The 18,425-nt window shown below is 60.7% G+C and carries 18 protein-coding genes; 3 read left to right on the top strand and 15 right to left on the bottom strand.

From position 1 onward, the window contains the following. Positions 1 to 85 precede the first annotated feature (85 nt). The 5 genes from KI235_RS24775 to rplM all read right to left on the bottom strand — a co-directional run bounded on the left by KI235_RS24775 (position 86) and on the right by rplM (position 3,761). Entirely contained in the window at positions 86 to 865 is a 780-nt protein-coding gene (locus KI235_RS24775) for a cytochrome c1 (RefSeq protein ID WP_028236659.1), read from the bottom strand. After that, entirely contained in the window at positions 865 to 2,076 is a 1,212-nt protein-coding gene (locus tag KI235_RS24780; RefSeq protein ID WP_028236658.1) for a cytochrome bc complex cytochrome b subunit, read from the bottom strand. The genes KI235_RS24775 and KI235_RS24780 overlap by 1 nt, the downstream gene beginning before the upstream one ends. Beyond that, the gene (gene petA / locus KI235_RS24785) at positions 2,076 to 2,669 is read right to left on the bottom strand and encodes a ubiquinol-cytochrome c reductase iron-sulfur subunit (RefSeq protein ID WP_003205363.1); all 594 of its coding nucleotides are present in this window, start codon (positions 2,667 to 2,669) and stop codon (positions 2,076 to 2,078) included. Before petA ends, KI235_RS24780 begins: the two co-directional genes overlap by 1 nt. Before the next feature lie 256 nt (positions 2,670 to 2,925). Then, entirely contained in the window at positions 2,926 to 3,318 is a 393-nt protein-coding gene (gene rpsI, locus KI235_RS24790; protein WP_003205364.1) for a 30S ribosomal protein S9, read from the bottom strand. A gap of 14 nt (positions 3,319 to 3,332) precedes the next feature. Then, positions 3,333 to 3,761, bottom strand: a complete 429-nt coding sequence (gene rplM, locus KI235_RS24795) for a 50S ribosomal protein L13 (protein WP_003205365.1) — start codon at positions 3,759 to 3,761, stop codon at positions 3,333 to 3,335. A 245-nt stretch (positions 3,762 to 4,006) separates the two neighbouring features. On the opposite strand from rplM, the gene KI235_RS24800 reads away from it, so the two are divergent. After that, the gene (locus KI235_RS24800) at positions 4,007 to 5,047 is read left to right on the top strand and encodes an NADP(H)-dependent aldo-keto reductase (protein WP_003205366.1); all 1,041 of its coding nucleotides are present in this window, start codon (positions 4,007 to 4,009) and stop codon (positions 5,045 to 5,047) included. Positions 5,048 to 5,176: 129 nt separating this feature from the next. Here KI235_RS24800 and KI235_RS24805 read toward each other — a convergent pair whose 3' ends face one another. Continuing rightward, complete coding sequence (locus tag KI235_RS24805; RefSeq protein WP_003205367.1) at positions 5,177 to 6,313, bottom strand: acyl-CoA dehydrogenase family protein; 1,137 nt, start codon at positions 6,311 to 6,313, stop codon at positions 5,177 to 5,179. A 244-nt stretch (positions 6,314 to 6,557) separates the two neighbouring features. Here KI235_RS24805 and KI235_RS24810 point away from each other — a divergent pair, with 244 nt between their 5' ends. Next, positions 6,558 to 7,454, top strand: coding sequence for a GlxA family transcriptional regulator (locus KI235_RS24810; RefSeq protein ID WP_172681420.1), 897 nt, complete (start codon positions 6,558 to 6,560; stop codon positions 7,452 to 7,454). Positions 7,455 to 7,638: 184 nt separating this feature from the next. Here KI235_RS24810 and zapE read toward each other — a convergent pair whose 3' ends face one another. The 3 genes from zapE to KI235_RS24825 all read right to left on the bottom strand — a co-directional run bounded on the left by zapE (position 7,639) and on the right by KI235_RS24825 (position 10,845). Beyond that, positions 7,639 to 8,733, bottom strand: coding sequence for a cell division protein ZapE (gene zapE, locus KI235_RS24815; protein ID WP_003205369.1), 1,095 nt, complete (start codon positions 8,731 to 8,733; stop codon positions 7,639 to 7,641). A 102-nt stretch (positions 8,734 to 8,835) separates the two neighbouring features. After that, entirely contained in the window at positions 8,836 to 10,191 is a 1,356-nt protein-coding gene (locus KI235_RS24820) for a tryptophan--tRNA ligase (protein WP_003205370.1), read from the bottom strand. A 24-nt stretch (positions 10,192 to 10,215) separates the two neighbouring features. Further along, positions 10,216 to 10,845, bottom strand: coding sequence for an alpha/beta fold hydrolase (locus tag KI235_RS24825; RefSeq protein ID WP_003205371.1), 630 nt, complete (start codon positions 10,843 to 10,845; stop codon positions 10,216 to 10,218). Between the two features lie 147 nt (positions 10,846 to 10,992). On the opposite strand from KI235_RS24825, the gene KI235_RS24830 reads away from it, so the two are divergent. Beyond that, a complete protein-coding gene (locus KI235_RS24830) occupies positions 10,993 to 11,430 on the top strand; it encodes a DUF1043 family protein (protein ID WP_003205372.1) in 438 nt (145 codons plus the stop codon). A gap of 177 nt (positions 11,431 to 11,607) precedes the next feature. Here KI235_RS24830 and KI235_RS24835 read toward each other — a convergent pair whose 3' ends face one another. The 6 genes from KI235_RS24835 to KI235_RS24860 all read right to left on the bottom strand — a co-directional run bounded on the left by KI235_RS24835 (position 11,608) and on the right by KI235_RS24860 (position 18,415). Beyond that, positions 11,608 to 12,993, bottom strand: a complete 1,386-nt coding sequence (locus tag KI235_RS24835) for an aspartate aminotransferase family protein (RefSeq protein ID WP_038859554.1) — start codon at positions 12,991 to 12,993, stop codon at positions 11,608 to 11,610. Then, positions 12,990 to 14,477 (bottom strand): NAD-dependent succinate-semialdehyde dehydrogenase, encoded by a 1,488-nt coding sequence (locus KI235_RS24840; RefSeq protein ID WP_028236655.1) that lies wholly within the window; start codon positions 14,475 to 14,477, stop codon positions 12,990 to 12,992. Before KI235_RS24840 ends, KI235_RS24835 begins: the two co-directional genes overlap by 4 nt. Positions 14,478 to 14,607: 130 nt before the next feature. After that, positions 14,608 to 15,087 carry an Lrp/AsnC family transcriptional regulator gene (locus tag KI235_RS24845; RefSeq protein ID WP_003205375.1) on the bottom strand — a complete coding sequence of 160 codons (480 nt, stop codon included), beginning with the start codon at positions 15,085 to 15,087 and terminating at the stop codon, positions 14,608 to 14,610. A gap of 97 nt (positions 15,088 to 15,184) precedes the next feature. Then, positions 15,185 to 16,186: a N(2)-acetyl-L-2,4-diaminobutanoate deacetylase DoeB gene (gene doeB / locus KI235_RS24850; RefSeq protein ID WP_003205376.1), complete on the bottom strand. Its 1,002-nt coding sequence runs from the start codon at positions 16,184 to 16,186 to the stop codon at positions 15,185 to 15,187. A gap of 3 nt (positions 16,187 to 16,189) precedes the next feature. Continuing rightward, positions 16,190 to 17,380 carry an ectoine hydrolase DoeA gene (gene doeA, locus KI235_RS24855; protein WP_053163286.1) on the bottom strand — a complete coding sequence of 397 codons (1,191 nt, stop codon included), beginning with the start codon at positions 17,378 to 17,380 and terminating at the stop codon, positions 16,190 to 16,192. A 42-nt stretch (positions 17,381 to 17,422) separates the two neighbouring features. Continuing rightward, positions 17,423 to 18,415, bottom strand: coding sequence for a cyclodeaminase (locus KI235_RS24860; RefSeq protein WP_043042277.1), 993 nt, complete (start codon positions 18,413 to 18,415; stop codon positions 17,423 to 17,425). Positions 18,416 to 18,425: the final 10 nt, after the last annotated feature.

Here is an 18,425-nt window from a genome sequence, read left to right on the forward strand (position 1 = left end):
CTCCCGTAACACCTGGCTGGCCAGGCTCGTTACATTAGAGACGCCCTTGGGCGCGCACGATTAACAGCAACGGCTTACAGCTTTATCAATGCACGTCTTTCCAGTATTCACGCTTGAGCAGGTAAGCGAATACGAAGAAGAACGCCAGGTACAGCAATACATAGGTACCGATGCGCTGATGCTCCAGCTTCACCGGGTTGGCCGAGTAGGCCAGGAAGGTCACAAGGTTCTTGACCTTCTCGTCGAACTGCTCCGGAGTCAGGCTGCCGGTGTTCGGCAATACAGTCAGCTGGTCGCAGGCTTCATGAGTCAAAGCGGTGCCGGTCAGCGGATCGAATTGCTTTTTACCGCCCTCAACGATCTGAACCTGTTTGCAGCCTACCACCTGGCGCCCTTGGAGGCCGACCAGTACGTTAGGCATGCCGACGTTCGGGAAGACCTTGTTGTTCACGCCCCATGGACGCGCAGGATCTTCGTAGAACGAACGCAGGTAACCGTAGAGCCAGTCAGTACCACGCACACGCGCCACCAGGGTCAGGTCTGGCGGCGCGGCGCCGAACCAGGTCTTGGCGTCTGCCGGCCGCATGCCGATCTCCATGTGATCACCGATTTTGGCACCAGTGAATATCAGATGGCTCTGCATGATATCTGCGGGGATATCCAAATCTTTGGCTACGCGCTCATAGCGCTGGAACTTCGTGCTGTGACAGCCCATGCAATAGTTGGCAAATGTACGCGCACCATCTTGCAAGGCGGCCTTATCAGCGACGTCAATTTCAACCTTTTCAAGCTCAGGCTCAAGCGTGTTGGCAAAAGAGACAGCAGGAAGCACAGTCAGAATCAAAACTGCAAATAACTTTTTCATCAGCCAGTCACCCTTTCCGGAACCGGTTTGGTCTTCTCGAGCCTGGTGTAGAACGGCATCAGAATGAAGTAGGCGAAATACAGGAACGTGCAGACCTGCGAGAGCAGCGTACGCTCCGGCGTCGGAGCCAGCACCCCAAGCACACCCAGGATCACGAACGAGATGCAGAATACCCAAAGCCAGATCTTGCTCAGCCAGCCTTTGTAGCGCATCGACTTGACCGGACTGCGATCCAACCACGGCAAGACGAACAGCACGGCGATGGCTGCGCCCATGGCGATAACACCCATCAGCTTGTCCGGAATAGCCCGAAGGATCGCGTAGAACGGCGTGAAATACCAAACTGGAGCAATATGCGCAGGCGTCTTGAACGCGTTCGCCTGCTCGAAGTTCGGCTTCTCGAGGAAGTAACCACCCATTTCCGGGAAGAAGAACACGATGGAGCAGAAGATGAACAGGAAGACCACCACGCCGACGATATCTTTCACGGTGTAGTACGGGTGGAAGGCGATGCCATCCAGCGGTACGCCGTTCTCGTCCTTGTGCTTCTTGATGTCCACGCCATCCGGGTTGTTCGAGCCAACTTCGTGCAAGGCCAGGATGTGCAACACCACCAGGCCGAGGATCACGATCGGCAGCGCGACCACGTGCAGGGCGAAGAAGCGGTTCAGGGTAATGCCCGAGATCAGGTAGTCACCACGAATCCACTGGGTCAGGTCGTCACCGATGACCGGGATCGCACCGAACAGCGAGATGATCACCTGGGCACCCCAGTAGGACATCTGGCCCCACGGCAGCAGGTAGCCCATGAAGGCCTCGGCCATCAGCGCCAGGTAGATCAGCATGCCGAAGACCCACACCAGCTCACGAGGCTTCTGGTACGAACCGTAGAGCAGGCCACGGAACATGTGCAGGTAGACCACGATGAAGAACGCCGAAGCGCCGGTAGAGTGCAGCAGACGCAGGATCGAGCCGTACTCGACGTCGCGCATGATGTATTCGACGGAAGCAAACGCTTCTTCCGCCGACGGGGTGTAGCTCATGGTCAGCCAGACACCGGTAACGATCTGGTTGACCAGAACGAGCAGCGCCAGGGAGCCAAAGAAGTAGAAGAAGTTGAAGTTCTTCGGAGCGTAATACTTGCTGAGATGGTCTTCCCACATTTTGGTCGCGGGAAAGCGCGCATCAACCCAATCCATGAATTTGCTCATCACGCTTTCTCCGTATCGACGCCGATGACAATGATGTCGTCGGTCTCATAGGAATGCGGGGGAACTGGCAGGTTCAGAGGTGCAGGCTGCGACTTGTAGACGCGACCAGCCAGGTCGTAGTGGGAGCCGTGGCAAGGGCAGAAATAACCACCGACCCAGTCCTTGCCCAGATCGGCAGGAGCCACTTCAGGACGGAACGTTGGCGAGCAACCCAGGTGCGTACAGATCCCGATCAGCAGCAAAACCTCTGGCTTGATCGAACGCGTTTCAGGATTGACGTACTCCGGTTGGACCGAGTTCTTGGAGGAAGGGTCGGACAACTGACCCTCGATCTTCTTCAGATTCCCCAGGATTTCCTCTGTACGGCGGACGATGAACACCGGCTGGCCGCGCCACTCAGCAATCATCTGCTGGCCTGGCTCGATCTTGCTGACATTCACTTTCACCGGTGCACCTGCGGCTTTCGCCTTGGCACTGGGAAACCATGACCCCACGAACGGGACCGCAGCCCCCACCGCTCCTGCAGCACCCACCACGGATGTGGCTGCTACCAGGAAGCGACGCCGGCCTGCATTCACGCCGTCATTGCTCATTCAGTCCTCTCCCATCAGCTTTGTGGCCTGTTAGATCAGGCGTCTACTAAGTAAAAATCTGAACTTATAAAAATTTTGCCGAATGGTAATGAAAAGCCCCAATTCTGACAAGGTAATTACCAAGCGGCCAAACCGCCAAGCCTTGTAGTATAGGGGCTCTACGAATGTGGCAAGTTGTCACAGAGCAATTCTTTTGCCCATAAAAAAACGCCCAGCTCCGTGAGGAACTGGGCGCCTTTTGAAAGCGGAAGCGAAATTAACGCTTCGAGTACTGCGGACGCTTACGCGCTTTACGCAGACCGACTTTCTTACGTTCAACTTCGCGAGCATCGCGAGTTACGAAGCCGGCTTTGCGCAGAGCACCACGCAGAGTCTCGTCGTAATCCATCAGGGCGCGAGTGATGCCGTGGCGGATTGCGCCAGCCTGACCACTTACACCACCACCGATAACAGTGACGTAGATGTCGAATTTTTCGACGGTCTCGGTCAGTTCCAGCGGCTGACGAACTACCATGCGGGCAGTTTCGCGGCCGAAGAAGTTATCCAGGGAGCGGTTGTTGATGGAGATGTTACCAGTGCCCGGACGCAGGAAAACGCGTGCGGTTGCAGTCTTGCGACGGCCAGTGCCGTAATTTTGAGTCGCCGACATAATGAACTATTCCGTTAAAACTTCAGTTCTTGGGGCTGCTGAGCAGTATGAGGGTGAGCAGCGCCCGCATAAACCTTCAGCTTACGATACATGTCGCGACCCAGTGGGTTTTTAGGCAGCATGCCTTTAACCGCGGTCTCGATCACGCGCTCAGGGGCTTTGGCGATCAGCTTTTCAAAGTTGATCGACTTGATGCCGCCAGGAAAACCGGAGTGGGAGTAGTACATTTTGTCAGTGGTTTTAGCGCCAGTAACACGTACTTGCTCAGCGTTGATCACGACGATGTAGTCACCGGTGTCAACGTGAGGGGTGTACTCAGGCTTGTGCTTGCCACGCAGACGGCTCGCGATTTCGGTGGCCAGACGACCCAGGGTCTGACCAGCAGCGTCGACGACAAACCAGTCGCGCTTTACTGTTTCCGGTTTAGCAGTAAAAGTTTTCATTCTTTATAGCCTCAGGGGCCGCCCTGTAAATTAGACGGCGGATCTTACTGAATAGTGCGTACTTTGACAAGTCAAAGGCAGCCGGATACAGACGCTTTCGGGGGCTCGGGTCGGCGCGTCCGTTCAACGGCAAGATTCTTCGGCGGCGGCGCATCACTTCCACTGCAGAAAGAGGTGCGCAATTATGCAGATTGCGAAAAATATTTCAACCTGCTTTTATGATTGTTTTGCCCAAGGAGTTCCCGATGGACTATCGCCCGCTAGGCCGTACCGACCTGAACGTGAGTGCCCTGTGCCTCGGAACCATGACCTGGGGTGAGCAGAACAGCGAGGCCGAGGCCTTCGCCCAGATCGAACGCGCCAAGGCTGCCGGCATCAATTTCATCGACACCGCCGAGATGTACCCGGTGCCACCCAAGGCCGAAACCTACGCCACCACCGAGCGCTACATCGGCAATTACTTCAAGAGTCGCGGCGATCGTGCCGACTGGATCCTGGCGAGCAAGATCGCCGGCCCCGGCAACACCATCGACTACATCCGCGACAAGAACCTCAAGCACAACCGCCGCCACATCGTCGAAGCCGTGGACGCCAGCCTCAAGCGCCTGCAGACCGACTGGATCGATCTCTACCAGCTGCATTGGCCGGAGCGCAGCACCAACTTCTTTGGTCAACTGGGCTACCAGCACAATGCCGACGAAACGTTCACCCCGCTGGAGGAAACCCTCGAAGCCCTGGACGAACAGGTTCGCGCCGGCAAGATCCGCCATATCGGCCTGTCCAACGAAACGCCGTGGGGCACCATGAAGTTCCTTGCCCTGGCCGAGGCCCGTGGCTGGCCGCGGGCGGTGTCGATCCAGAACCCGTACAACCTGCTCAACCGCAGCTTCGAGATCGGCCTGTCGGAAATCGCCATTCGCGAGCAATGCGGCTTGCTGGCTTATTCGCCGCTGGCGTTCGGCTTTCTGTCGGGCAAATACGAAAACGGCGCACGGCCAGCCAAGGGCCGCCTGACGCTGTACAGCCGCTTCATGCGTTACTTCAACCCGCAATCGGAAGCGGCGTGCAGCCGTTATGTGGCCCTGGCCCGCGAACATGGCCTGGACCCGGCGCAGATGGCCCTGGCGTTCGTCACCCGGCAGCCGTTCGTGACCAGCAACATCATTGGCGCCACTACGCTGGAGCAACTGGACAGCAATATCGCCAGCTTCGACCTGAAACTGTCGGATGAAGTGCTGGCGGGGATCGAGGCGATTCACAAGGATCAGCCGAACCCGGCGCCTTGATCCGTAGGCCTCATCGCGAGCAAGCTCGCTCCCACAGGGGTTCGATGTTGATCACAAAATAGCGATCAGACACGACTCCCCTGTGGGAGCGAGCTTGCTCGCGATAGCGGACCCAAGCTCACCACTGCATCAAAGCGACCGCGCAATGATCTCCTTCATGATCTCATTGGTCCCGGCATAGATCCGCTGCACCCGCGCATCCGCCCACGCCCGGGCAATCGGGTATTCCCACATGAAGCCGTAGCCGCCATGCAACTGCACGCACTCGTCGAGCACCTTGCATTGCAGGTCGGTGCCCCAGTACTTGGCCATCGCCGCCGTCGGCACGTCCAGCTTGCCTTGCAGGTGCAATTCCAGGCAACGGTCGACGAAGACCCGGCCGATCTGGATTTCGGTGGCCATTTCCGCGAGCTTGAAACGGGTGTTCTGGAAGTCTGCGATGGATTTGCCGAACGCCTTGCGCTCGCGGGTGTAGTCCAGGGTCCATTGCAGCGCCGCTTCGGCCGAAGCCAGGCCGCCGATGGCGACGGTCAGGCGCTCCTGGGGCAGCTCCTGCATCAAGTAGGCGAAGCCCATGCCGGCCTGCCCGAGCAGGTTCTCCTTCGGCACGCGGACATCCTGGAAGAACAGTTCCGACGTGTCCTGGGCCTTCATGCCGACTTTTTCCAGGCGCTTGCCCTTTTCAAAGCCCGGCGTACCCGCCTCCACCAGGAACAGGCTGGTGCCCTTGGCGCCGGCCTTCGGATCGGTCTTGGCGACCACGATCACCAGGTCTGCCAGGAAGCCGTTGGTGATGAAGGTCTTCGAGCCATTGATGACATATTCATCGCCGTCCAGCACCGCCGTGGTCTTCACCCCTTGCAGGTCGGAACCGGCGCCCGGCTCGGTCATGGCGATGGCCGTGACCATTTCGCCAGACACCAGCTTCGGCAGGTACTTATGTTTCAACGCTTCGCTGCCGTAATGCAGGATGTACGGTGCGACGATGTCGGAATGCAGCGAGAAGCCAATCCCTGTCAGCCCCAGGCGGCCGATCTCCTCGATCACCACCGTGCTGTAGAGAAAATCTGCGTCCAGCCCCCCATAGGCTTCCGGGAGGTGCGAGCACAACATGCCCGCCTCCCCTGCCTTGTTCCAGAGCTGGCGATCGACATGCCCCTGTTTTTCCCACTGGCTGTGGTACGGCACGGCTTCTTTTTCAAGGAAGGTTCGTACGCTGTCGCGAAACAACTCGTGCTCGGGACTGAACAGTGTTCTTGGGATCATGGCGCACCTTTGGTTATTGTTGGGCGTGGTTATCCGACAGAGCCTAAGCCTGCAGGGTACGACAGGACACTGGACACATCCGACAAAAAATAAGACGATCCAGCCGTCTGTTGACCACTTTCCCCTATAAAAATAAAGATGAATTATGTCTATGCACGCCTCCACGCCCTTGCGGCGCGTCAGCATCCTGGCAATCGACCGGGTCTTCGCCTCCACCCTCATGCAAGCCAAGGATTTTTTCCACCTGGCCAGCCTGCGCTATGGCAAACAACTGGGCCACGGCCTGACGCCGGCGTTTGAAACCCGGCTGGTCAGCCCCGATGGCAAACCGGTGAACAGCTTCAGCGATGTGATCATGCCGGTGGACGGCGGCCTGGAAAACACCGATGTCATCATCCTGCCGGCCTTCTGGGACGATTTCGCCACCCTCTGCCAACGTTATCCCCAGGTCCTGCCTTGGCTGCGCGAACAACACGCGCGCGGTGCGGTACTCTGCGGCGAAGCCACCGGGGTGTTCTGGCTGGCGGAGGCCGGGCTGCTCGACGGCAAGGAAGCCACCACCTACTGGCGTTTCTTCAATGCCTTCAAGGAGCGCTTCCCCCAGGTATACCTGAACCAGGACAAGCACCTGACCGACGCCGACAACCTGTTCTGCGCCGGCGGCACGACCTCAGCCTGCGACCTCTACATTTACCTCATCGAACGCTTCTGTGGCGCCAACGTCGCCCAGGCCGTGGCGCGGGACATCCTGTATGAGGTGCAACGCAGCTATTCGCCTGGGCGGATCGGCTTCGGCGGGCAGAAACTGCACCAGGACGTGATCATCCTGCAGATCCAGCAATGGCTCGAAGAGCACTTCGCCGATAAATTCCGCTTCGAGGACGTTGCCCGGGAACATGGCATGAGCATCCGCAACTTCATGCGCCGCTTCCAGACCGCCACTGGCGACAAACCGCTGCATTACCTGCAACGGCTGCGGATCGAAACCGCCAAGGGCCTGCTCTCCGGCAGCCGCAAGAGCATCAAGACCATCAGCTATGAAGTCGGCTACGACGACGCGAGCTTTTTCGCCCGGCTGTTCCGGCAACATACCGACCTGTCGCCGAACCAGTATCGGCAGCAGTTCCAGCAGGCGGCGTAGCCCGAGGGCTTGGCAACGATCCACTGTGGGAGCGAGCTTGCTCGCGATGGCGGTGGTTCAGCAGCACTGATGTTGACTGACACGACGCCATCGCGAGCAGGCTCGCTCCCACAGGCTCAGATGGGGAATATGCACATACAAAAAAGGCCCGCAATCGCAGGCCCTTTTTTGTGCTCCGAATCCCCTACGGCTTATGCGCCCGCGCCAGGAATTCGTGGGACTGCATCTCCAGCAAGCGACTCAAGGTCCGCTGGAATTCGAAGGTCAGGCGACCGCCGGTGTAGAGGTCCTTGAGTTCGACTTCGGCCGAAATGATCAGCTTCACGTTACGGTCGTAGAACTCGTCGACCATGTTGATGAAGCGACGGGCGATGTCGTCGGTGGTGACGCTCATCTGCTCGACGTTGCTCAGCAGCACGGCGTGGAAGATCTTGCCCAGTTCGATGTAGTCGTTCTGGCTGCGAGGGCCGTCGCACAGTTCGCGAAAGTCGAACCAGGCCACGTCATCGCACGTACGCACAGCGCGGATTTCGCGATTTTCGATGACCAATACATCATTTTCCACAGCCTGGGTGCATTCCGGCGTCAGGGCGCGGAAGCTCTTGCGCAGGCTCTCCTGGGCAGCGGCATCCAACGGGAAGTGGAACAGCTCCGCTTGTTCGAGGTGACGCAGGCGGTAGTCGACGCCGCTGTCGACGTTGACGATTTCAGTGTGTTCCTTGATCAGCGCGATGGCCGGCAGGAAACGCGCCCGCTGCAGGCCGTCCTTGTACAGGCCGTCCGGCACGATGTTCGAGGTGGCGACCAGGGTCACGCCGTTCTTGAACAGCTCTTCCATCAAGGTGCCGAGGATCATGGCGTCGGTGATGTCGGAAACGAAGAACTCATCGAAGCAGATCACCCGGGTCTCGTCGGAAAAACGCTTGGCGATGATGGTCAGCGGGTTCTTCTCGCCGCCCAGGGTCTTCATTTCCTCGTGCACGCGCTTCATGAAGCGGTGGAAGTGCGTCCGTGTCTTCTCCTTGAACGGCAACGCTTCGAAGAAGGTGTCCACCAGGTAGGTCTTGCCACGGCCCACGCCGCCCCAGAAATACAGGCCCTTGACCGGTGTCTGGTCTTTTTTGCCGAACAGTTTGCCCAACAGGCCGGGCTTGTTGTTCGCCGCCGCGACCAGGTCGTCGTACAGGCGTTGCAAATGCCGCACCGCCGTTTCCTGGGCTGCGTCGTGGAAGAACTCCGGGCGTTTCAGATCAGCTTGATATCGTTCTAGGGGCGTCATATTCGTTAGCAAGGCAACAAAAACGGGCCGTCACTGTAGCGACGGCCCAGAGGAATGGCAATCGGCCCTTATTCGGGCCGATGGTCGGGTGACGTGCCCGGATCAGTCCTGGGCAGGCGTCAGGGCAACGCGCAACGCATCGATGGCTGCATCCCGGGCGGCGCTGTTGGCGAAGGCCGGGCTGTTCGCCACGCACTCGCCTTCGAGCCAGACGCTGAAACTCAGGTCGTCGCTGCGTAAGTCCAAGGGCTGGCCGGACTGCAATTGCTTGGTCACCTGCCCTGCGGTCTTGCCGTCGGCAAAATTGTTCGACAGCAACAGTTGCTCGCCGTCGGCGGCCAGTAGACGGAAGCGGAAACTGCCGTCGTCTTCGCGGAAGCTGACGAAGCGTGCTGCCTTGGCGGCTTTTTTCTTGGTGCTGGCGGCCACCTGGACCTGGCTGACAAACGAACGCAGGCCAACGGCCTCGCGCAGTTCGTTGAGGAACGGCGTCGCCACGGCCCGGGCTTTTTTCGCGCCCAGTTGCAGGATGTCTTCAAGGTCCGATGGACGCTCGATGAACTGGTGATAACGCTCGCGCGCTTCACCCAGCTCGCTGTCGAGCAATTGGAACAGGCGGTTCTTGGCTTCGCCCCAACCCAGGCCTTGCAGCAGTTCGCTGCGGAACTCGGCGGACTGTTCGGCAGTGGCGAAGGCCTGGAACAGGGTGAACAGGTGCGAATTGTCCGGATCCTTGGCTTCGCCCGGGGCACGCGAGTCGGTAACGATCCGCGAGATCGCGTCCTTCATGTCCTTGGCGCTGCTGAACAACGGGATGGTGTTGTCATAGCTCTTGGACATCTTGCGGCCATCGAGGCCCGGCAACGTGGCGACGCTTTCCTCGATCAGCGCCTCGGGCATGGTGAAGAACTCCTTGCCCTGGCCGAACAGATGATTGAAGCGCTGACCGATGTCGCGGGCCATTTCCACGTGCTGGATCTGGTCGCGACCGACCGGCACCTTGTGGGCGTTGAACATCAGGATATCGGCGGCCATCAACACCGGGTAGCTGTACAGCCCCATGGTGATGCCGGCGTCCGGGTCTTCACCGGCCTCGACGTTCTTGTCCACCGACGCCTTGTAGGCGTGGGCACGGTTGAGCAGGCCCTTGGCGGCGACGCAGGTCAGCAGCCAGGTCAGCTCCGGGATCTCGGGAATATCGGACTGGCGATAGAACGTCACGCGGTCCACATCCAGGCCGCCGGCCAGCCACGTGGCGGCGATTTCCAGGCGCGAACGCTGGATACGCAGCGGGTCATCGCACTTGATCAGGGCGTGGTAGTCGGCCAGGAAGTAGAACGAATCGGCGTTGCTGTCGCGGCTGGCGAGGATCGCCGGACGGATGGCGCCGGCATAGTTGCCCAGGTGCGGGGTGCCGGTGGTGGTGATGCCGGTCAGGATACGGGTACGCGTCGTCATGGGTTATCGCTTGTCAGACTGCTGTCAATTCGAGAGGCGCGGCAGGATCAGATCCTTGAGATCGGTCAGCTTGCCATGAAAAAAGTGTCCGCATTCTGCCACTTTCAGCAGCTCATGGGGACGTTGGAGCGTGTCGGACCATTCGTAAACCAGTTGCGGATCGACCACTTCGTCGGTTTCCGGCTGGATCACCGTCAACTCGCCGCTCATCGGCAAGGGCGACTGCTCGTCCAGGCGCATTACCGCCGGGGCCACCATGAACAGGTGCTTGACCGGTTGACCCTGGGCTTCCAGGCGCCCGCCCAGGCTGGCGGCGACAAAGCCGCCAAAGGAAAAACCGAACAGGGTCAGAGGCAATTGCGGGTATTTTTCCCGCAGCCATTGGGCGACCGCCTGGGCGTCATCCACTTCGCCAGTGCCCATGTCGTGACTGCCGGCACTGGCCCCCACGCCACGATAATTGAAACGCAACGTAACCAGGCCAGCATCGCGGGCAGTGCGTTGCAGGGTCGAGACCACTTTGTTGAGCATGGTCCCGCCCTGCACCGGGTTCGGGTGGCAGATCAGCGCCAGGCCACGGGGGGCCTCGTTGTCCAGGTACAAGGCTTCCAGTTGGCCCACCGGGCCATCGATGACTACAGGGGTTTCGCGCATAAGCAAGGGAAAGAACTCCGTGACCTCGAATTGGGTCGACTCGTCTAGCTAAAGTCTGTGCCTGGCATGATTGCGATGTTCTTCGCGGTATACAGCGCAGGTCCGAGCCGTTAACGTAAAGCAAAGCCGTTTATAGAGGAAGGACTCGTGGAACACTCGCTCTTAGTTTGGTTGTTGCCGACTCTTGCCCTGGTTGCCGGTGTCGCCATTGGATTCCTGCTTGCCCGACTGCTGCCCAACGCGGTGCCCAACAGCACGCAACGTCAGCTGGACGACATCCAGGAACGTTTCGACAGTTATCAGAATGAAGTGGTCACTCACTTCAACAGCACCGCTTCTCTGGTGAAAAAACTCACCCAGAGCTACCAGGACGTCCAGGATCATTTGTCCGAGGGTGCCAATCGCCTGGCCCTGGACGAGCAGACTCGCCAGCGCCTGCTGGCCGCCCTGCAAGCCGATGCGGCACAGACTCCACGGGAACGCCTGACCCCACCGAAAGGGATCCAGGAACCGCCGCGGGACTACGCCCCCAAGGCCCCGAATTCACCCGGCATGCTCGATGAGCATTACGGTTTGAAGAAGTAATCGCCAAGCCACAACCAAAAGCCCGCCCGATCACATGATCGGGCGGGCTTTTTTATTGCCTCAGGAAAATCCCCCCTGTGGGAGCGAGCCTGCTCGCGATGAGGCCAGCACATCCAACATTACCGTCTCAGGCAGACCGCTATCGCGAGCAGGCTCGCTCCCACATTTAAAGCGGGCTTAAGCCAACACCTCACCCGCCACCTGATCGATAGCCCCTTTGGTGATGTCGACGATCAGGTCCGCATCCTCGCGAGTCAGGATCAGGGGCGGGGCGAAGCCCAGGATGTCGCCGTGGGGCATGGCACGGGCGATCATGCCGCGTTCCAGGCAGGCGGCCGAGACCTTCGGGCCGACTTTCAGTGCCGGGTCGAATGCCGTGCGCTGTTCACGGTCGGCCATGAACTCCACCGCCGCCAGCATGCCGTCACCACGCACCTCTCCCACCAACGGATGACCTTCAAGGGTTTCACGCAGGCGACGATTCAGGTAGCCACCCACGTCCTCGGCGTTGGCCGTGAGGTTTTCCCGTTCAAGAATGTCGAGGTTCGCCAGTGCCGCCGCCGCGCAAATCGGGTGCCCGGAATAGGTCCAGCCATGGCCCATGGCCCCTTCGGCCTGGGAGGCTTTTTCAATCACGCTCCAGACCTTTTCCCCGATGATCACCGCTGACAGGGGCGCATAGGCACTGGTCAGGCCTTTGGCGGTGGTGATCAGGTCCGGCTTCATGCCGTAGCGCTGGCTGCCCATCTTCGAACCCAGGCGGCCGAACGCGCAGACCACTTCATCGGCAATCAGCAGCACGTCGTATTTTTTCAGCACGGCCTGGATCGCATCCCAATAACCGGCAGGGGGAACGATTATGCCCCCGGTGCCCATCAACGGTTCGCCAATGAACGCCGCCACGGTATCCGGGCCTTCGGCGAGGATCATTTTTTCCAGCTCATCAGCGCAATACCGGACGAAGGCCGCTTCATCCATGCCCGTCGGGGCCTTGCGATACCAGTGTGGGCACACGGTGTGCTTGACCCCTTCGACCGGCAGGTCGAAATGCTGGTGGAAGGTCGCAAGCCCAGTGAGGCTGCCGGTCATGATGCCCGAGCCATGGTAGCCACGGTCCCGTGAAATGATTTTCTTCTTCAGCGGCCGGCCCAGTACGTTGTTGTAGTAGCGCACCAGCTTGACCTGGGTTTCGTTGGCATCGGAGCCGGACAAACCGTAGTAGACCTTCTTCATCCCTTCCGGCGCCCAGTCCATGATGCGACTGGACAGCTCGATGATCGCCTCGCTCGAATGGCCGACGTAGGTGTGGTAGTAGGCCAGTTCCTTGGCCTGTTTATAGATGGCGTCAGCCACCTCGGTGCGGCCGTAACCGATGTTCACGCAGTAGAGGCCGGCAAAGGCATCGATGAACTCACGGCCTTCATGGTCGCGAATGCGAATGCCTGACGCACTCTTGATGATCCGGCCCCTGAGCGCGCCGCTGGCGTGGTCGTGGGCGTGGGTCGAGGGGTGCATGAAATGCGCACGGTCTTGTTCGAACAGCGTGTTGAGTTCTTGGCTCATGCGGGCTCTCCTGGGAACTGGCCTTGATGGTGCAGGCAAAAATATTTGGTTTCGACAAAGGGCTCGAAGCCCTCGCTGCCACCCTCGCGACCGAGGCCCGAGGCTTTCATGCCACCGAAGGGAATCGGGTGGCCGGTGAACTTGACGCCGTTGACCGCGACCATGGCGTGGTCGAGACGGCGGATCAGCGGATAAATGAGGTCCAGGCGATTGGAACAAATATAGGCCGCCAACCCATACTCGGTGTCGTTGGCCATTTCGATGGCTTCGTCCAGGGTGTCGAACGGCATCACCCCGGCAATGGGCGCGAAGTTTTCTTCACGGTAGATGCGCATCTGCGGCGTGACGTCGGCCAGCACCGTGGGTTGATAAAACAACCCGCCCAAGGCATGGGCCTCACCGCCCACCAGGCGTTGAGCGCCAAGGGCCAGGGCATCGGCGATGCGGTCAGCGGTCGCATCGAATGCCGCCTGATGCATCAACGGCCCGACCTCCACGTCCTGCTCCTGTTGATCGACCATTGCCGGCCCGACGCGCAAGGCGCGCACCGCAGCGGCGAAACGACTGAGGAACGCCTGGTACACCGAGCGCTGCACCATGATCCGGTTAGCCGCACAGCAGTCCTGCCCCGAGGTCTGGAATTTCGCCTCCACGGCGACTTTTACCGCCAAGGCCAGGTCGGCATCGGCGCAGACAATGAACGGCGCGTTGCCGCCCAGTTCCAGTGCGACTTTCTTCACGTCATGGGCTGCCGTCTGCAACACCAGCTTGCCCACCCGGGTCGAACCGGTGAAGCTCACTGAGCGTACGCGACGATCCTTGACCAGGGTTTCCATGGCCATTTGCGGCTCGCCCAATACCACGTTGAAGACCCCGGCGGGAAAACCGGCTTCCTCGGCCAATTGCGCCAGCGCCAAGGCCGAGTAAGGCGTTTCGTGGGCCGGCTTGATCACCACGGTGCAACCGGCGGCCAGGGCAGCGGCGGCCTTGCGGGTGATCATCGCCGACGGGAAATTCCACGGTGTGAGCAGCGCGCAGACGCCCACCGGTTCCTTGATCGTACCCAGGTGCGCATTCGGGATATGGCTGGGGATGTTCTGACCGTACAGGCGCCGGGCTTGCTCGGCGAACCACGGGATGAAGCTGGCAGCGTAGGCGATTTCGCCACGGGACTCGGCCAATGGCTTGCCCTGCTCCAGGCTGAGAATGTGGGCGAGGTCTTCGCTGTGTTCGACGATCAATGCCGCCCAGCGCCGCAGCAACGCGCCCCGGGTCTCCAGGCTCTGCTCACGCCACGCCGGGAATGCACGATGCGCCGCGTCCACCGCCGCGACGATCTGCGGCTGATCCAGCATCGGCACATGGCCGATGACTGTGCGGGTGGCAGGGTTGTGGACGGCCACACTGTGACCGCTGTCGCTGTGGACCCAATGGCCGTCGATGTAGCAAAGCGCTTTGAACAGCAGCGGATGTTGGTAAGGCATGACGTTCACTCCAGAGCGTGTGCGTGAATCCATGCTAGGGCAGCGGCGCTGGGGGAATTGGGGGTTTACCGTGGGTCAAACCCTGGTTTTTTTCTGAATCGAGGGCGGTAAACCGGGTTTTCTGCGGTGCTCAGGACGGCTCGGCCAGCTCCGCCGGCAAGGCACCGGCGGTCTTGATGGTCTTGGTGACGATGTAGGTGAAGTAGCGTTCGATGCCAAGGTCTTCGAGCAGCAGTTGGTCGACGAAACGCTGGTAGGCATCGACGTCCGGCGCCTGGATCATCGCTAGGTAATCCACGCCGCCGCCCGTGGCGTAACAGAACGCCACTTCTGGCGCGGCGATCATGCGTTGCTCGAAACGGCGCATGTCCTGGGCGGTGTGCCGGGCCAGGGTGATTTCCACCAGCACCTGCTGACGCTTGAACACCGCGCCCCAATCGATCTGCGCCCGGTAGCCGATGATCAGGCCTGCTGCTTCGAGCTTGCGCACCCGTTCCCAGGCCGGCGTCACCGACAGGTTGATGGCCTCGGCCAGGCTCGACTTGGTAATCCGCCCGTCCTCGGCGAGGATTTGCAGGATCTTGAGATCGTAGCGATCGAGCTTGTGCATGGGCCGGGCTCCGGGTGGTTACATAAAACTTCCAGACATACATCAATTGTGGCGAGGGGATTTATCCCCTCGCCACAGGTTCTGTGTTCCATCTGACCTAAGCCAACACATCCGCAATCACCGCCAAGGTATCGCCACACTGCACCAACCCGGGAAAGTGCCGGGCCGCCAGCAGGCCGCTGCGGGCGGCGCGGTATTCGACCGGGGCGACGCCGCTGCGGGTGGCGTCGTAGATGCGCGCTACCACCTCACCCCGGGTCACGTGTTCCCCCAGGTCGCGGCACATTTCCAGCAGGCCGTCGTGTTCGCTGGCGATGAAACAACTGGCGTCCGGCATGTCGAGCACCAGCGATGGCTGCAACTCGATCGTGCCCCGCAGGATGCCGGCGTGGATCAACAGGTTGCGTACCCCACGCTCGGCAATCGCCACGCTACGGGCGGTCGACGAACCGCCGCCGCCCAACTCGGTGGTGACGAACACCTTGCCTTGGGACTCGGCCGCCGTGTCGTACATCGCCCCGGCGTCCAGCTCCAGCATGCGCATGCAATACGGCGCGTTGAACGCCAGCATCCCGGCCTCGCAGCGCGCTTGCTGCTGTTTGTCCGGCAACACGTGGCAGGCGGCAAACGGCAGGAAATCCAGGGTCCGGCCGCCGGAATGAATGTCCAGGACAATGTCGGCCAAGGGCAGCAGGGTGCGATTGAAATAGTCGGCGATTTTCTCGGTAACGGTGCCGTCCGGCCTGCCGGGAAAACTGCGGTTCAGGTTGCCCTTGTCGATGGGCGAAGTCCGGCGTCCGGCGTGGAAGGCCGGGGTGTTCATGAACGGCACGATGATCACCCTCCCGCTCACCTCTTCAGCCGTCAGTTGCTGCGCCAGTTTGCTCAGGGCCACCGGACCTTCGTATTCATCGCCGTGGTTGCCACCGCTGAGCAGCGCCGTCGGGCCGCTGCCGCGCTGGATGACCGTGATGGGAATCATCACCGCGCCCCAGGCCGAATCGTCCCGCGAATACGGCAGCTTGAGAAAGCCGTGCTGCACGCCTTCGCGGGTGAAGTCGACCGTGGCGCTGATGGGATTATTAGGCAGATCGGGCATGGCTCAATCCTTCACGAACAATTGACGAGGCACGTTGCACAGCGTCTCGACGCCGGTCTCGGTGATCAGGATGCTTTCGGTGATTTCCAGGCCCCAATCGTCCATCCACAGCCCCGGCATGAAGTGGAAGGTCATGCCCGGCTGCAACACGCTGTTGTCGCCGGGGCGCAGGCTCATGGTGCGCTCGCCCCAATCCGGCGGATAACTGATCCCGATGGGGTAGCCGCAACGGCTGTCCTTGTGAATGCCGAATTTCTCCAGCACCTTGAAAAACGCCACGGCGATGTCGCCAGTGGTGTTGCCCGGCTTGGCTGCGTCCAGGCCGGCGGCGATGCCCTCGACCACGGCTTTTTCGCCGTCGAGGAAATGTTGCGGCGGCTTGCCCAGGTATATGGTGCGCGACAACGGGCAGTGGTAACGCTTGTAGCAACCGGCGATTTCAAAGAAGGTGCCGGCGCCCTTTTCGAAGGGTGAATCGTCCCAGGTCAGGTGCGGCGCACTGGCGTCGGCCCCGGTGGGCAACAGCGGCACGATGGCCGGGTAGTCGCCGCCATGGCCGTCGGCACCGAGGATGCCGCTGCTGTAGATCTCGGCCACCAGTTCGTTCTTGCGCATGCCCGGTTCGATGCGTTCCAGGATCCGGCTGTGCATGTTCTCGACGATGCGCGCGGCGATGCGCATGTAGGCGATTTCCTGGGGCGACTTGACCGCTCGCTGCCAGTTCACCAGGCCCACCGCGTCAACCAGTTTTGCCTGGGGCAAATGCTTTTGCAGCGACAGGTACGCGGCGGCGCTGAAGTAATAGTTGTCCATCTCCACGCCGATGGTCAGCGCGCCCCAGCCACGGGCGATGATCACCTCGCGGGACAGGTAGTCCATGGGGTGGCGCTCGCGGGACTGCACGTAGATGTCCGGGTAGCCGACGATGTTGTCGGCCTGCATGAACACCGTGCGCTTGGCACCGTTGGCATCCTGGCCACGACCGAACCACACGGGTTCGCCCTCCAGTGCCAGCAGCACGCACTGGTGCACATAGAACGACCAACCGTCATAGCCGGTGAGCCAGGCCATGTTCGACGGGTCGGTGACCAACAGCAGCTCCAGGCCCTGGGCCTGCATGGCGGCGCGAACCTTCGCCAGGCGTTGGGTGTATTCCTCCCGTTTAAACGGAAGATTGACGACGATCTCAGACATCCATCTGCCCTCTGTTCAAATGACGCACGAATAAAAAATGCTTTAGCGACCGAACGCGAATCCCTTGCCCGCCGCACGCGCCCGCTCGAACGCCAGGTTGGCGATGGCGGTGTCCTGGGCACCGGTGCCGGTGAGGTCGCACAGGGTGACTTGCGCCTCGCGGGTGCGACCGACCCGTTGCCCCGACAACACCTGGCCCAGTTCCAGCAAGGCCAACTCATCGCGAACGGTGCCGGCCAGCAAGGCGTGGTGCAGCTCGCCAAGCACGCGGGTCTGGCTCAGACGATCGGCGACATAGCAGTCGACGGCCGCCAGGGCTTGCGGGGAAATTTCGTTCTTGTGTTCGGCGTCCGAGCCCATCGCCGTGATGTGCAGGCCAGGATGCAAATGGCGGGCTTGGATCAACGGCTCGCGACTGGGTGTGCAGGTGATGGCGATGTCCACGCCTTCCAGGGCATCGTCAATGGAGGCGCATGGCGAGACGGCAAGCCCGGTGTCACGCGCCAGCTCCTGACTGAACGCCTTGGCCTTTTGCGCATCGCGCGCCCAGACCCGCACATCGTCGATGGGCCGCACCAGGCGCAACGCCTGAAGCTGCAACGCCGCCTGCTCACCGGCTCCGATCAGCGCGACGCTGCGGCTCTCCTCGCGAGACAGGCAACGCGCCGCCACCGCACCCGCCGCAGCGGTGCGCACAGCGGTGAGGTACCCGTTGTCCAGCAGCAGGGCCTCCAGCAGGCCGGTGCGTGCCGAGAGCAGCATCATCATGCCGTTGAGGCTGGGCAGGCCGAGCTTGGGGTTATCGAAGAAGCCCGGGCTGACCTTGATGGCGAAGCGATCCAGGCCCGGCAGGTAAGCGGTCTTCACATCCACTTCACCGTTGTGCTCGGGAATGTCCAAGCGCAGGATCGGCGGCATCGCCACGGCGGCGGTGGCCAGCAGCACGAAAGCCTGTTCGATGGCGTCGATGCTGGCCAGATCGAGGGCCACGCAACTGCGCAGGTCGGCTTCGCTCAATAGGGTGACTTCACTCATGACAGGCTCC

It is taken from the genome of Pseudomonas sp. St386, from assembly GCF_018325865.1.
Lineage (GTDB): Bacteria > Pseudomonadota > Gammaproteobacteria > Pseudomonadales > Pseudomonadaceae > Aquipseudomonas > Aquipseudomonas brassicacearum.